Annotated in this window: 17 protein-coding genes; 9 read left to right on the forward strand and 8 right to left on the reverse strand. The window is 35.1% G+C overall.

What is annotated here, in order from left to right:
- The first annotated feature begins 92 nt into the window (after positions 1–92).
- Positions 93–833, forward strand: a complete 741-nt coding sequence (locus B4Z47_RS24245; protein WP_070569021.1) for a glycosyltransferase — start codon at positions 93–95, stop codon at positions 831–833.
- A gap of 28 nt (positions 834–861) precedes the next feature.
- Here the strand turns inward: B4Z47_RS24245 and B4Z47_RS24250 are convergent, their stop codons facing one another.
- From B4Z47_RS24250 to gwsG, 8 genes are all read right to left on the reverse strand, one after another.
- Complete coding sequence (locus B4Z47_RS24250; protein WP_070569018.1) at positions 862–2,496, reverse strand: vitamin K epoxide reductase family protein; 1,635 nt, start codon at positions 2,494–2,496, stop codon at positions 862–864.
- A gap of 280 nt (positions 2,497–2,776) precedes the next feature.
- Positions 2,777–3,532: a capsular polysaccharide synthesis protein gene (locus B4Z47_RS24255; protein ID WP_070569015.1), complete on the reverse strand. Its 756-nt coding sequence runs from the start codon at positions 3,530–3,532 to the stop codon at positions 2,777–2,779.
- Positions 3,533–3,551: 19 nt separating this feature from the next.
- Entirely contained in the window at positions 3,552–4,391 is an 840-nt protein-coding gene (locus tag B4Z47_RS24260) for a hypothetical protein (RefSeq protein WP_286728118.1), read from the reverse strand.
- Positions 4,392–4,398: 7 nt separating this feature from the next.
- A complete protein-coding gene (locus B4Z47_RS24265) occupies positions 4,399–5,889 on the reverse strand; it encodes a hypothetical protein (protein ID WP_070569009.1) in 1,491 nt (496 codons plus the stop codon).
- A 3-nt stretch (positions 5,890–5,892) separates the two neighbouring features.
- Complete coding sequence (locus tag B4Z47_RS24270; RefSeq protein WP_139145076.1) at positions 5,893–6,273, reverse strand: hypothetical protein; 381 nt, start codon at positions 6,271–6,273, stop codon at positions 5,893–5,895.
- Positions 6,274–6,430: 157 nt separating this feature from the next.
- The gene (locus B4Z47_RS24275; protein ID WP_070569002.1) at positions 6,431–6,658 is read right to left on the reverse strand and encodes a hypothetical protein; all 228 of its coding nucleotides are present in this window, start codon (positions 6,656–6,658) and stop codon (positions 6,431–6,433) included.
- Positions 6,659–6,723: 65 nt separating this feature from the next.
- Positions 6,724–7,770, reverse strand: a complete 1,047-nt coding sequence (gwsS, locus tag B4Z47_RS24280; protein WP_070568999.1) for a grasp-with-spasm system SPASM domain peptide maturase — start codon at positions 7,768–7,770, stop codon at positions 6,724–6,726.
- Positions 7,771–7,906: 136 nt separating this feature from the next.
- Positions 7,907–8,845, reverse strand: a complete 939-nt coding sequence (gene gwsG, locus B4Z47_RS24285; protein ID WP_070568996.1) for a grasp-with-spasm system ATP-grasp peptide maturase — start codon at positions 8,843–8,845, stop codon at positions 7,907–7,909.
- Positions 8,846–8,992: 147 nt separating this feature from the next.
- Between gwsG and B4Z47_RS24290 the strand changes: the two genes are divergently transcribed.
- From B4Z47_RS24290 to B4Z47_RS24325, 8 genes are all read left to right on the forward strand, one after another.
- A complete protein-coding gene (locus B4Z47_RS24290; protein ID WP_139145075.1) occupies positions 8,993–9,925 on the forward strand; it encodes a DUF6624 domain-containing protein in 933 nt (310 codons plus the stop codon).
- Between the two features lie 894 nt (positions 9,926–10,819).
- The gene (locus B4Z47_RS24295) at positions 10,820–11,398 is read left to right on the forward strand and encodes a hypothetical protein (RefSeq protein ID WP_286728123.1); all 579 of its coding nucleotides are present in this window, start codon (positions 10,820–10,822) and stop codon (positions 11,396–11,398) included.
- A 174-nt stretch (positions 11,399–11,572) separates the two neighbouring features.
- Positions 11,573–11,833, forward strand: coding sequence for a helix-turn-helix domain-containing protein (locus tag B4Z47_RS24300; protein WP_070568989.1), 261 nt, complete (start codon positions 11,573–11,575; stop codon positions 11,831–11,833).
- A complete protein-coding gene (locus B4Z47_RS24305) occupies positions 11,830–12,174 on the forward strand; it encodes a hypothetical protein (RefSeq protein ID WP_070568987.1) in 345 nt (114 codons plus the stop codon). The genes B4Z47_RS24300 and B4Z47_RS24305 overlap by 4 nt, the downstream gene beginning before the upstream one ends.
- Positions 12,171–12,602 (forward strand): hypothetical protein, encoded by a 432-nt coding sequence (locus B4Z47_RS24310; protein ID WP_070568985.1) that lies wholly within the window; start codon positions 12,171–12,173, stop codon positions 12,600–12,602. The genes B4Z47_RS24305 and B4Z47_RS24310 overlap by 4 nt, the downstream gene beginning before the upstream one ends.
- 13 nt (positions 12,603–12,615) lie before the next feature.
- Positions 12,616–13,005 (forward strand): plasmid mobilization protein, encoded by a 390-nt coding sequence (locus tag B4Z47_RS24315; RefSeq protein ID WP_070568983.1) that lies wholly within the window; start codon positions 12,616–12,618, stop codon positions 13,003–13,005.
- Between the two features lie 37 nt (positions 13,006–13,042).
- Positions 13,043–14,008: a relaxase/mobilization nuclease domain-containing protein gene (locus tag B4Z47_RS24320; RefSeq protein ID WP_376782398.1), complete on the forward strand. Its 966-nt coding sequence runs from the start codon at positions 13,043–13,045 to the stop codon at positions 14,006–14,008.
- Between the two features lie 28 nt (positions 14,009–14,036).
- The gene (locus B4Z47_RS24325; protein ID WP_139145073.1) at positions 14,037–14,456 is read left to right on the forward strand and encodes a hypothetical protein; all 420 of its coding nucleotides are present in this window, start codon (positions 14,037–14,039) and stop codon (positions 14,454–14,456) included.
- Positions 14,457–14,527: the final 71 nt, after the last annotated feature.

Here is a 14,527-nt window from a genome sequence, read left to right on the forward strand (position 1 = left end):
AAAATCAAATATTTATTCAGATAAATATTCATTAGTTAATTGGGGAATAAAAGTTTCAGTAATTATATACAATTTGAAATAATTAAGAATATATGCCTAGCAATAGAATAATTCAGAGCCTTTGGATAGGAGATAAATTATCAAACTTGGAAAGATTATGTATTTTGTCACATTTAAAAAATGGTCACGAATTTCATCTTTATACGTATTCGAATGTGAAGGATCTTCCAATAGGAACAGTAAGTAAAGATGCTAATGAAATAATATCAGAATCTCATATATTTATGGACAGCAGTAATTCTGTCGCTAGTTTTTCTGACCTATTTCGTTATAAATTATTATTTGTTAAAGGCGGCTGGTGGGTAGATATGGACATTATTTGTTTAAAATATTATGATTTCGACGATGAATATTGCTTTGCTACTGAAAATGGATCAATGGTGGATCATAAAATAGGTGTAAACAATTGTGTTATCAAATCACCTGCTAAAGCCGAATATCTAAAAGAGATTTTAGAAATCGTTTATACAGAGTTGAAAGTAAAAAATAATATTAAATGGGGTAGATTTGGCCCTGAATTAATTACCCAAATCCTTAAAACATATGATAGTAAAGAATATATTAAATCAGTTGGAACTTTCTGCCCAATAAATTGGTATGAATTGGATAGTATATTCGACGATTGCAATTATACACCTGATGAAAACGTTTATGCTATCCACCTTTGGGGGCATTTATGGAACAGTAAAAAATTCGATAAAAATGGTAATTTTCATATCAATTCGATATATGAAAAACTAAAACGAAAATATCAGGATCAGGTGGAGAATTAACTTTAAAATTAACTAAACACAAAGCTAGCTATAGTACATATTTTAATTCTGATACATTGTAGCTGTCAGGCAATTCGAATCCATTAATATAGAATGTAGGAGTAGCACGAATACGCATCAAGTCACACCATTTATCCATTGCTATAATCTTTTCCGTCTGTTTATTAAGTTCATCCCCAAGAGGGTATTTTAGAGCAAACCGATCATAATTTTTTTCTTTGGCTGTATACCAGTCATTAAGGGCTTGATTAATAACTGTTGGGTCATTTAGATCATGTAATGCCATTAAATGACGAACCGGCGGTGTTTTAAAGTCGTTATCTTTTCCCGTTGCCGTGAAAATAATTCTTAGCCTTACGTCAGGGTTATTTTTAATTAACGCCTCCAGTTCTGGATGCGCCTTAGAACAAGGGTCACAATATGGATTACATACTTTCACAATCTCATTTTCACTTTTGAGATTCCCAATTACAATTCCTAAATCTTGTGGAGGAAAAATTAATTTTTCACTTTTTTTTAGCAAAGAATTAAATGTATCTGGATGATATTTTAGCTTCTTCCATTTTCTTTCATAATTTTTACTATCGCTTGCGCTTTTCAGGAGTGGAATCAATAAACCAAAAGAACCCAGTATTACTATTCCCAATAAAACAATAATGATAATATTATACCAAGACATAACAGCAATAGTGTTACCTAAAATTAAATAAGTAATTGAAGCAATCAAATTTATTGATAAAATCATAAGAGTCCCAAGGCACATTGGGCACCATTGTCTTATTTTTATACCTTGATAATACAGCGAATATATAATATATGGAGAAACAAGAAAACTGTTGACTAACCAGATTTGGGTCATATCGTCATTTTTAACAAATAAAAACTGTGAAAGAAAAAAGGTATAGAAATAACTTGCTCCCCACAAGGACCAACTTATATTTAGTAATTTGGCGCCATTCGAGGATAACACAGCTTCGCAATTTATCTTCTTACCTTTGCTTCCACCACATACTTCTTTCAAGAATGGATTATAAGAATCAATTTCATGCCATATCAAAACCGAAGAAACTATTAAACCAACCGCAGAGGTTGTTGTGAACAATACAGAGATCCAATTTGAATGCGTGAAAAATATTTGGTAAAAAAGGGATATTGCGAGAATGACAAAAAAAGTAAAATAGGGAAATAGTAAAAACATCTTCCTCTTTAACTCTTCTTTTTTATTAACTTCATAATCCTTTTCATGTTTTGTTTCTTTTGAATCTATCAAAAGTATTACTCCCTTATCCAACTTCTCAAAGTCTAAAATAGAAATACTTTTGTATTTTCCTGAAGGAGGATCACTAAATAATATATTGCTATCTTCAATATTCACAACCAATGAAAAAGCAGGGGTACTCCAATTTTCTTGTTGAATTAAAATTATAAAAGGAAGTTCAAAATCTGAATAATCGTAATTTCCTTTATTAATAGCAACGCTTTTAATTCCATAGTTCTCAAGGACATCTTTCACGGCAAGTAAAGAAGGATAATCACTGTGCCCGAGCATTAAATTTTCCAGTTCCTTATTTGTAAACTTTACTTTATTAGTTTTCAATAATCTACTTACTGTGGTAATACAGTCATTTCTGTTGTTTTGAAGGATAGCATCTAGGATTTTCATCTTTAAAATATAAAATTCATAAAACGGCCATAAATATTTTCTCTTTATGCATAAGCATGAAAATTCGTAAAAAAGATACTAAATAAAAACAAAATAATTTTGAAAATTTTATACATTGGGTAAGTCTTCAAAAATTTTAAGTCTTCACTTATAACTTGCTGTTTGTCAAAAACTTACAGATATGTTGTGCAGAATTTTTGTACAGTAAAAAAGAATGTGAAATTTATGGATTAAGATATTGGATATAAGGATCAATTATAGGGAAAAAAAACAATTCGTCTTAAAGGTATAATTGATGTAAGTATTCCAAAAGTGAATTTTTAGGGAACGGTTTTGCTTTCTCTATTCCTTGTAATCTCCATAATTCGTTATAGAGATGAATCGAGTAGCTGTCCTTTAGACCTGCCTTAATTTCATCCTTTGTAAATTCCTTAAAAAGATTATCAAATAAAAGTGTAAAACTTTTAGAATATAGGATACTCGGCATGATAAACGTTTCAGGGGATTGTATAAATTCTTTTGAGTCATATTGTAACAAAAGCATATTCATTAACTTGGGACCAAATACTCCCCAGTTTATTAGTTTATGGGAAGATAAATACTTATTAATTATTCCGAGATAATCATGTAAAAATTCACACTGTTTAGGACATTTTATACAACCAATATTGGGAAAAAGAGCGTTATTAATGTACTCGGAAGAGAAGCAGTAATCAGTTTTAAATTCAAAAGGATGCAGACAAACTATATCTAAGTCAACCCACCAACCACCCTTAATGTATAACAGCATAATTCTAAAATAATCTGAAAATGAGGCGATAATTCCTCGATTGTCAAAAAATATTTTTGAAGGAGGGATTATGTTTGATGCATGCTTTATATTACAGCCATTGGGAACACCTCGCAAATTAAGATTATATGTATATAAGTGAAATATATGTCCATTAGCTAGAAAAGATTTTATACAAAGTTGTTCCACTTGTGTCAATTCATCCCCGTACCAAAAGCTTTGGATAATTTTATTTGATACATTCATTTTAAAAATATTAATTTAATTATTTAGGCATTTGGCCAACTGTAAGGTCGACAGCTCCTATATATGATGATATAACGTTGACAAATACAGCTGAAAAATTAGTACATTTCAAAGCAGTTTCATTAAATTCATAACGTTTGTTATTTAGCACTGCAAATAAAAAGCTGATTTGTGGCTTACTTGTTGAAAATTTGCTTAAGTTCTTAGTAAGGCAGTGTTGAAATTTATATTCCCAGATCGGTGAATTGTATTGTCTTATTGACAAATAAATAATTAAAAAGCGGATATGACGTTCAAAGTTATCTCCCATAACATCTTCTTCTAAATTTTCTGAAATGTAATATCTTACATAGTCCATGAAGATTTTGCTTGCGTTATCCATACTCGGAGATGACACTGAAATATAACTTAATTTAAGTATCAAAAAAGCTGTGAGTAATATAGACTCTTCGTTTTTATGTCGGTATCTATAATGCTCAATTGCATTTAATTTAAATAATAGAGAACGTAAAATTTCGAAATAATTGATCGCTCTATACTTATATTTTAGATCATAGTCTCCGTGCAATAATACCTTTGTGTGAGCATGATTCAAAACTTTTATGATATATTGAATTCCGTTCAATTCCTCATTAGTAGTATTCACGATCTTTTTATAAATATAGTCATCCAGATCATCCAGGATATTCAAGGTTGACGGCTTAATTAGACGTAATTGTGCTAAAAAATCAATTGTGAACGAAATATCAAATATCCACGAGATATCATTTGGAGAATCTGTAGATTCTATAAGTGCCTCTAAAATTTTTAATGCGACTTCTTTCTCTTTTCGGCTCCAATGGTATAAGAATTTTACCAAAGTGGTATTAGTATTGCATTCTATCATCAATATTTCTTAATAAATAGCCATCGGTTATGGAAATTGATTTTGTTTCTATCGATTCTTCTTTATTCATAGCCAATGTAGTCTCATTAAAGTTTAAAAATTCCCTTTTTATAATTTGAATATCATTCTTTTGTCGGGATATTCGAAAGCGTCCTCCATTAACCTTCAAATAATAGGTGTCTAGTAATTTCGAGAACATATTTAAATGTAAATTATCTATCATATAAACTTTTTTCAAAAGAATCTCCAATCTTTTATAGAATTTATTTTTCTCTAAAAATCTTATCAGTACTTCATATCGATCTAGGTCAATGATGGTTAAGTTGGGGTGAATTACAAAATATTCTACATCAGGGAAGTCATTTAATAATTGGGCAGTTTTATTCAAAGGAAGTTCACTTGTATTGTCTAAATGTAAAAATCGAATTTCACATTTGAAATGCTTCCAGAATAAATCTTCAATCACGTTCAATCCATCTCCGCTGGATATATAGAACACAAAACAAGTTTTCAAATCCCTTCGATTCTCTTCCTGATGTAATCGAACATTTTTAATCTGTCGGTACAAAATATCTTCGCATTTCTCTATTTTCTCAACATCCATAACTTTGTCATACCAAGGAGGAGAAAATTTATACAATTGCTTTTTGAACGTATTTTTTCCAACGAAAGTATAATGCAAAATTTTTATTTTGCCCCATTCCTCAATAGAAGAGTCAGGCCAAACGAAATCCATGTTTGTGTTAATTGATACTGGAATTTCAAAATACCAAAGATTCCAAAGAACAGCCCACATGTCAGAACACCATGGCGATATTTTGTCAGTTCTTTCTACATTTTTATAATTGCTTTCAAAAAATGAAAGAAAGGCAGGGTCCTTCATTTTATTGTAGCTATCAATTATTCTATATAAATTAATGCAATCTTTTTCGACTTTTTCCCAAAACACATAATCAACTCCTCTAAGAAGATATTGTGCCCCACCGGTGTTATAATTATTGTGTCGAATTATATTAGTATCTATCCCGACTTCATTTGCCATTTCCAAGAGGAGTGTAAAGTCAGCATTTTTTAAAATGTAGTCATAATTAAGGTATTTATGAGTGTCTGAAATGTAGCAACAACGATTCTTTGGGAGGATTGGAATACTATGAAATAAAATGTCAGAATCAATGTAAAATATGTCCAGTAACGATAGATATGGATTTTTCTTAAAATGCTTTTTAATCAAGTGCGGCCTAATAGAGCCGGGATATAAGGAATTTATCCTGTTGTCTTTATAAAAGAAAAAAAGTGCTTTATATTGAAACTCTTTAATAAATTCCGAAAGTTCAATATTCTTAGTTTTCTTAAGTGGAAATAATATATGAATGTCTTGTTGCTCTATTCTCAAATCGGCGAGATTGTTAATCAAGAGTGATAATTGCCATAAAAAGTATGTATCAGATGGTTGTGCAACTAAAAATATCATACATTATCTGTAGATTGGGACATTCTCTTTTCTTAAAACTGTAGCTTCATATTTATAATTCTTTTCATCGGTAAATAAAACTTCGATTCTGTCACTATCCAGAAAATGTACCTTTATTGAACCGCAATTATTTTTCATTGAATTATCAAAAAGCTCCTTATTAAATAGATTAATCCAAATATTTCTCGTTGCTTGATCAACCTTAGATACTCTGTACTTCCAATGATATCCAACCACTTTATTATCCGATTCTATTTTTAAATGAACAAAAGAACCGTCAGAAAAATTAATTTCCTTAATAGGGTGCGGGTTTTGAGACATCCATTTTCCCTTTAGAAGATCCTGAACGTTGGAATAATCACTAATTAATAGATTTAATGACATAACTACAGTGTAAAAATGCATATGCAATTTGTTAATTGTGAAAAATACTAATAGCTCCAATGAAATAACTGAAAAGCAATTATACCATAGGAGCTAATAATTTTAATCGTAAACTATTTATTATCAAATATACTATTGTATTTTTGGAATAATAATCCTATGTGAATATTGGAGGATTTGAAGGTGAATCATTATATGCATCCCTATCAACTGTTAATGTTCCTGCATAAGGATCATATGTATTTATGGAATGATAGGTAATAGTTTGTTCTCCACCGCCCATAGCCTCTTTCATTTCGAAATCACTTAAAAAGGATTCTTTTGAAAACATTTCATTGTCCAAGTTTTCTTCTTTTTCTGAAAATTTTAGCTTAATTTTTTTCATAACGCAATTAGTTTATATCCAGTTTATTAAAGTTAATTAAGAAAATTGATTATTCCAAAAAAATATCAATTTTCCTTATTTTTTCCCCAAACCGCGGTAAGAGGGTCGTAAAAGCACTTAAGCGGCTTATCATTTAAGTTGTCTAAAAATGCCCTACAATCGGTACACATGTACCTAAACTCACAAATATTACATTTAAGAATAGAATCTTTATTGAGTTTCCAGATTTCCTGAAACTCTGGATCCTGCACAATATCTCTAACAGTACGTCCAACCTTCGAATACACTTTTTCCATACTTGGACAGTTTTTGATATTACCATATATATCGACCCCTATTTTTCGATTTAAACAGTTGTTAAATTGCAAGCTTTCTGTAAACAAAGGTAGGTTAATACTAAAATATTGGGGTTTGATTACTCCACAGCAGGAATGGTCTGTTAACAATGTATCAGTAAATGTTATGTCGAATTTTGTTTCATTGTGTAAAATTTTTTCCGGTGGCACAGAGTGTATTACTATACTACGTAAATTGGTAATCTCAAAAAAACATTTTTCAAGATCTTCTATTGTTGAACTCGTATACGGGTAAATTAAATCAATTTCAATGTCGAGGTTATTTGTTTCTTTTAGTAGATTAAAAAGAATACTGTTGGTCTTTTTCCCAAAAGATCTAAATTGATAATTATTGCAACCTAGAGAGTAAAACTCCTTTATTAAATCCACATAATCATCATAATTCGCTGTATTTAGTGTATCTGAATCAAAATCTAAAATTGCGTTAGTTAAAATTCCAGGAAAATCAAAAGTGCAGTCCAGATTAGGAAAATGTGCGAATTGACTTTTATCATCAACAATTAATAAAAAATCCTTCTCAATCAAAAATTTAAAATATTGATCCAACGTCGAATTTGAAAACAAATTGTCCATTTCATAGCACTCTGAAAAAGTGTTTTTGCGGCCACATAATTCTATTAAATCAAACATATTATTGGGTATAAATTCCCAAGATGACTTTTGTAAATCATAAATTATTGACCGTTTGAATCCTTTAACTGCAATACAGTTGGCATATAAATCAAAATACTTATGCTGAATTTTCCTCAATTCCATTTAAAAGAGCTTGCTTATAGGCTTATAAAAGCTGTGAAAATTTACCCTAGACATAGTGTTTTTATCAAATCTTATGCGCACAATAATATGATTTCTTTTTACTGTTGTAGGTGTTTGCATAAAAACTGGCTTCTGTTTAAGATTTTTCATCGGATGATAATTTAAGTGCAATATTCTTCTCTAAATAATAATTACAAGGTGATGAAACCATACCGAATTGACCAACTGGATTCACCTCTAGAAAGATGTATTCGTCATTTACATCAAAAACCATGTCTATGGATCCAGAATTCAATTTTAATGATTGCATTAGGCTTTCCAGCTGCCTTTCAATTGAAATTGGAAGTTTGTATGGTATGGTTCTATTGGGTTTTTTTAAATCATATTTCCTAAAATCAACTGAAGTTTGTAGATTATTCTGCGACAAAATTGCCATGCTATAAAATGATCCTAGTAAATAAAATATTCGCAGTTCAAATTGTTTAATTATTTCAGTTTGAAATAGGCTTGGAAAGAAGAATTGTGGTTCTTTAATATCAACCTTTTCTGTATAAAACATTTTGACTTCACCAGCTTCTAAGTTGTTGATCATCAGTTGTGCTCCGATACTTTTAGTAATTAGGTCAGACTCACGCAATTCTGTTGAAAAAGATGTTAGATAAGTCTCAGGTACATTCAGCCCCACATTTTTGGCCTTCAATAAGGTACTAATCTTATTATTAAATGAAGAAAATTGGTTATTTATACAAAATTTGTTCTCAATTAAATATTCCATTAGAAATACATTTAAACAAACTGCCTCCTCCTTTAAAGCTCTAATACTTTCATTATCAATTTCGAATCCAGATGTGTCAAAATTGAAAAAACCTCGGCGATACCATACAACGTTAATTTTAGAAAGATCCAGTTCTTTACCATTAACTTCGAACAACATGATATCATTTAATAGGTCAATCTTCTTTACAGAAACATCATCTTCTTTATTTAATCGAAAATAGTCCACGTGAAAAGATTTTAACCATCTTATGACTTGAAATGTGCTGTAATCCGCTTGCTCGGAAAATATAAGTACCATTTTCAAAGATTTATTTCGTAAATAATACTATCTAAAAATAATAATTATTCTATTACTTTTTTCATTTTTTTAAAACTTTGTTTTTATTTTTATTAAAGGTTCAAGTATAGAATATTAAACTTAAATATCATGTTCTTAAAACACATTATGATGAAATTATCTTTGGTTCGGATATTAATGTTTTATTTAGTTGTTTATTATCCCCTTGTCGGTCATTCGCAGGCGCCAACCACAATGTATGAATATAATGTAAAAGTTGCAGACTCCCTTTTTAAGGGAGAAAAGTTCTCTGAAGCATCCTCGTTTTATTCTAAAGCCTTTCAATCATTTGGCTGGAAGGGAGCGACCTATCATCGTTTTATGGCAGCTAAAAGTTGGGCTGCAAGTGGAGTGATTGATAGTGCATTTTCTAATTTATTTAATATTGCTGAAAAAGCCTATTATTCTGATCTTTTTGCTATCGAGAATGAGAAGTTATTTATTAATCTTCAAAATGATGATCGATGGCAAAAACTTATTGATATTGTTAAAAAAAATCTGAACAAGAAACAGGAAATGGATTCTATAAAAGGAATCTTATTAAAGATGTTAGAAGAAGATCAAGAGGTAAGGAAACAACTTTCTGAAAATATCTCGAAATTTGGAATGAATAGCAAACAAAATCGCCTTAAATCGAAAACTCTCAAAAAGGTCAGTAAAAAGCATATCAAGAAATTGGATCAAATTTTGGAAAAATATGGTTGGCTCAGTGCAACAGATATTGGTACAGATGGAAACATAGTATTATCCACTCTAGTTGCTCATGCCGAACCTAGAACTAGAGAGAAGTATCTCCCTTTTGTAGAAAAGGCTTTTATTGAAAAAAAAATACAACCACAAAGTTATGCTATAATTAAAGATAAGCATTCATTGTGGAAAACCGGCTTCCAGATATATGGTTCTCAAATAGGTGTTAATAATGATGGTAGCTATTTTCTTTTACCGATACAGGAAAAGAAAGATGTCAACTCAAGACGCGCTGAGGTAGGGATAGAGCCATTGGAGTTTTATTTAAAAGAGTTTAAAATAACGACATATTAGAATATAGATGGATTGGCCTTATATTATTCTGCTCATTTTTGTTAAATCTCTCATGGCCTGATAGACTTACCAAATCGCGAAGGCTTCATTGGGGAGGCAAAAGATCCCATTTGTGCTCTGCACATAGATTTACAGTAGATTTCGTTGGTTATATATTGATATAGTTTGAAGGAATCGACATCATCTAAAAAAATAAATATTGACGCATTCATTAAAATTTGAACGCTCAAAACAAATAGATAGAATTATCACCCAAAGTTGGGATGAGTCTCAAGTTTATCCACATTTTTTGTGTTAATATTATTTTCATATCGTATCAGTTGCACTGATACCGATATTTCTGGCATTTTTTGGAGGAACGATATCATTTGGGAACAACCTGTACAAAAGGATTCAACTTTGTTCCTTTTTCCTAGAGTGCGGTGGTTCTTTTTTCGGTTTATACAAAGTAAACTAAGCCCTTATAAATAAGATTTATGGTTTAACAGAGATCGGGGACGCTATCGATTGTGATAGATACCTGAGGCTGCAGCAACCTATTGTCTGCTACTGAAATGGATTGGGTAGATAGGAGGCAGTCACTATTGGTATGGTATTTAATTTTTGTCAGCCCTGTTTTCGTTCTTGCCGGGGCGAGAATGTATTTCGAATGAAATCCTTAAATTTGGGTATAACCAAGTGTAAACGCTTATGAGTATCACTTTTTTCCGACCTCGTGCACGCTTTGATTTCAGGAGTGACACGTTAGATATAGGAAATCCCATTAGTTGGAGCAGGAAACATTTTTTGAGGCATCTTTTCAACAGGCTGTTTACGATCCCCGAGGACAGGCTCGAGGAGTTCTACCATCACCACCTTAAATTCTACCTGAGCAGGCACCCACAGGGTGATGAAATGGTATTTTTCCAATTCCTCTGGGAAAAAATCGAGTCACAGCTGCACGTACTACAGGCAAGGGATGTTTATGACAGAGACCACATCCGTAACCTGATGAATGCCGACCGGCTTAAAAGGTTCAGATGGATACTTACATCCCTTGACAGGTGGGATATCCATAGCTCCGATCAACCCATCATCGAACGTCAGGAGCAGAAAATATATGCTCTTGAACAGGAAATTACCTCGTTAAGGGCCGAACTGGTAGAATGCCGCGGGTGGGATGGATATATTCAGATAAGGGACGATCAAGCCCTTGCTCTATTGGATATGTTTATACAGATGCAGGCACTGAAAGCCCCGGACGGTGGAGCCCTGTTCATTACTGCGGCGCAGAATACATGGGCGAAAATTATCTGTAAATTTTTCCGCGAAGTTGACCCGGAAAATCCCCAAGAGATTAAACAGATCAAGCAGGATAGGTTAAGGCACTATCTGCGCGGTATGGACCCCAAAGATCCTACAAAGAGAGACAACGAGATCCCGCAGAACCACAGACTATTTACGATCTCGCCTGTCAAAAGGCGAAAACACTGATTCCTTAACGTTACAAAATAAACCGAATCTTTATTTTTCGAATCATTTGGAATCCAGTTATTTGGATGTCCCTACTAATCCGTGCCATATCGTTTCTAATTTACCACGCAACCCTTTGGTAACAGATGAACCGGTCTTGTTGATTTCCTTTGTCTAGAACATAAAACGAAAATTATGCAATTGGACATCTTAACAAAGGAAGACCTTGCGCAGTTCAGGAAGGAACTGCTGGACGAAATCAAAACACTATTTAAGCAGCAGCAGCGAAAGGAATGGATCAGGAGCGCCGAGGTGCGCAGGCTGCTCAACATTTCCGGCGGCACTTTACAAAACCTGCGCATCAACGGTACGTTACAGTACACCAAGATCGGCGGCATCATGTACTATAAGTTGGAAGATATCGAAAGGCTCTTGGAGAAGGGAGGCCGGCCATGACCGAAATGTTCATCATGAACCGGATCGCCGAATATGCCCTGCTTATCAAGGGTATGGCTGCCGACAGCAGGATGCTGCCTACCCATGTGAGCCTGGTCACGGCCCTATTTGCCATGTACCGTGAAGCGGGTTTTGCCGTTCCTTTTTCCGTGTCCCGCAAAAAGCTCATGGCGCTGTCCCATATCCGCTCGATAGCGACCTATCACAAATGCCTGGGCCAGCTTGAAGTATATGGCTACATACACTACCAGCCGTCCTACCATCCGGTAAAGGGCAGCCTGGTCTGGTGGACTTCCCATCCAAATCGCACCATCGGAGAAAGAAAGGACGGCACGACATGACCTGTCCCAACAAAAAGATTGTCCTGTATACAGCCAATCAGCTAAGTAGCCGATCAGCTAATTGTATATATGAACATACGGCCTTATGCTTAGCTGTATATAATGACAGCCCGCTAACCAGCCAAACAGCTAACCAGGGAAACAGCAGGAAAAGAGGTGCCGGGTTCACCGGCGGAGCAGGCGCTATGGAAGCCCTTTCGAGGGGCATCCATAGCGATGAAAACCACAAAAGTATGGCTGCGCTTTCGCACGCCAGACTTTTGTGGTTTTGTAAGAAGCAAGTTTGTGTTTTTGTTACACAAAAACTCCCCCTATGCCGTTCGGCGGGGGCAGACTTGCTCCCTGCTCCCGATGGTCGCATGGAGGCGCAGGATGCCGTACCGGCATCCTGCGGGCTACCGATAAACAGTAGTGACAATAGCAAATAAAACAGTGGTAATTATGGACAGGAGCAATACAGAAAGACCAGCTCGCCACCTCCATAAAAAAGGGGGCGCACCGTGCAAAAAGATAAAAAGAAATAATGGTATTCGTGTACGTCTGACCACTTCCGAAAGGTTCCTGATTGAGACAAGGGCCACACAGGCAGGAATGCGGATCAGTGACTGGATCAGGGCCTCGGCATTGAGTGCAAGGATAACGGCAAGGATAACCGGTGAGGACAGGCGCATACTCCACATGCTTGCGGGAATGGCCAACAATCTCAACCAGTTGGCCAAGCTCGCACATACCGGAGGTATCATGGGCATAGCTATCCGCTGCGACTTCCTGCTGAAAGAAATAGATACAACATTGAAATACATCAACAGCGATGATGGGAAAAGTGGTTAAATCAGGCAGGTCGTTTAAGGGCTGCGTGGAATACTGTATGCTCAAGAAAGGTGCGGAGGTACTGTCAGCCGATGGTATCCGTAGTGATACGGTAGCCCATGCTATAGCGGACTTTAATATGCAGCGTAAGATGAGGCCGTCACTGGGGCATGCTGTCGGTCATATTGCACTGAACTGGAGTCCCGAAGATGCCCCGGTGCTGACAGATGAAATTATGGTGGCGGTCGCCAGAGAATACCTCGCCAAGATGAAGATCAGCGATACGCAGGTGCTGATGGTCAGGCACCACGATACGAAGCACCCACATTTACATATCGTCTATAACAGGGTCAATAACGAAGGCAGGACGATAGATGATGCCAATCAGCGCTGGAAGAATGTCAGGGCCAGTAAGGCCCTGACACTAAAGCATGGTTTCCATATTGCCACGGGGAAAAACAACGTAAACCGCCAGAACCTTAACGGAGCGGATAAGGTCAAGTATCAGATCCACGATCAGATCATGGCGTTGTTGCCAAAAGCCAAAAGCATGGCCGAACTGCAAAAACTCCTGCTTAAACAGGGTATTGGGATACAGTACAAGTATAGGAGCGGAACAGACGAGGTGCAGGGCATCAGTTTCAGTAAGGGCGGATATCAGTTCAAGGGGTCGGAAATCGACAGGAACTATAGTTTCGGGAAAATCAGTTTACAGCTGGCAAAAAACGAACAGATGTTCCGAGAGGAGGGAAAAGACCTCTTACCTGTGGATAAACAGGAACAGAAAAAGAGCCTTGCTGACGAGCTCAGGGAGATACTTGGCCACTCGCAGCAAGATTCACCGCCCGTTCAGGATGAAAAGTGGTCAACCTCCGTTAAAATTGAGCCTCCGACAAGGTTTACAAGCGGTCCCTTAGGGGATCTTTTTGCCCCAATGGCTCAACTGTCCGATGACGTGGATGATGAGGCAATTCATGGACGGAATAGGAGAAGGACAAAAAAAGCACGTACCAATAAGCGATGAAAAAGAAAATAAAAGAAAGGATAACTAAATGAACAACAGGCAGACACCCGAAAGATCGGTCATGGACGAAGTGATCGAAAACCTTATTAAAAAGACGGAGTTTCTCGAAACTGAACTGTCCAAGAAGAATGAAGCCTTGTTGGCAAAGGAAGCGCAGACGCAGGCTTTGCTGTCAGATTTCGAAAAGAAATATGGAGATATAATGATACAGGCCCCCGAGCCGGACCTGACACGGCTAGAATCAATTCTTAAAAATAGTCTGACGGCTATCGGCAGCAATATGGAAGCATGGCCAAAGCCGTTTAGAAAGGAGTACCGGATTTCGCTCTTTCCAGAACAGACCAAGAGTGTGGAGTATGTCAGTGCAGTATTGACACGGTTGATAATTGGCGTGGCAGTAGTACTATTTTTGATCTTCTCCTATATGCTCTTGGACAAGAATTTTTAATAGGAAAACTGAGGGAATATGAATACTTAATATACCAAAAAAAAATAAGGTCACATGGCATTTACGATTGC

The organism is Sphingobacterium sp. UBA2610, from assembly GCF_002339225.1.
GTDB lineage: Bacteria > Bacteroidota > Bacteroidia > Sphingobacteriales > Sphingobacteriaceae > Sphingobacterium > Sphingobacterium multivorum.